This window comes from Nitratidesulfovibrio oxamicus, from assembly GCF_015731765.1.
GTDB classification, from domain to species: Bacteria; Desulfobacterota; Desulfovibrionia; order Desulfovibrionales; family Desulfovibrionaceae; genus Cupidesulfovibrio; species Cupidesulfovibrio oxamicus.
The window spans coordinates 1-846 of record NZ_VRYY01000672.1 but is presented as its reverse complement, the minus strand read 5'-3'; the positions used below and the strand labels follow the sequence as shown (position 1 = coordinate 846).

Here is an 846-nt window from a genome sequence, read left to right as displayed (position 1 = left end):
TTCGGGGCGGTCGCGGCATCTGCGGCACCCTGCGCGGCGCAGGCCGCTCCTGCGCCGAAGGCCCACATGACCCACAGCGCGAGCACCACCCACGCGCACGACGCAGACAACGGCGCAGGCAGGAACGCACCGGCATGCCGCCGTGCGCGCACGAAAAACATGTTCATGAGGCTCTCCCGTCATGGTCCACCCCGCCCGAAGGTTCCGGGCGGGCTTGATGGTGCGGAGGGGGCGGGGTCCAGCTTCCCGCGTCATGCAGAGCAGACAGAGCAGACAGAGCAGGCACAACAGGCGACCCAGTCACCCCTGTCGCCACAGTCACCGCACCGTCGCTACCGTTCTCAGCCCCGCCGGGCGAACCGCACGAGGCCGTACTGGCGGTCCGGGTCGGACCAGACCATGTCCGCCTCGAACCCATGCGCCTCGCCCAGCGCCCGCAGGGTGCTGAACCGTTCCTGATGGCCATGGCCCGACCAGTGGCGATGCACCATGGCGATCTCTCCGTCCGTCAGGAAATGCCACCGGGCGCGGCCCAGCGCGGCCATGCGGGCCAGCATGGCCTGCTTGTCCTCGTCCTCGCCCATGACCGGGTCGTGCGCCAGCACCATGCCCCCGGGGGCCAGCAGCCGGTGCGCCGCCCGCAGAAACTCCGCCTTGAGCGGAGTGGGCAGGTGATGCAGGAACAGGCCCATCCAGATCACGTCCATACTGCCTTCCGGGCCATCCAGCACCTGGCGGTAATCGCCCTCCACCAACCGCACCGGGCAGCCCAGCCCGGCCAGGCTCTCGCGCGCCGTGGCCAGCGCCGGGGCGCTGGTGTCCACCCCGGCGTAGGCGGCCACCGGC

General features: G+C 71.0%; 1 protein-coding gene. It reads right to left on the bottom strand.

The window, feature by feature from the left end:
• Window positions 1-341 precede the first annotated feature (341 nt).
• Window positions 342-846, bottom strand: a 505-nt coding sequence (locus tag FVW20_RS17095; protein ID WP_196610530.1) for a class I SAM-dependent methyltransferase, incomplete at its 5' end; no start/stop codon positions are given.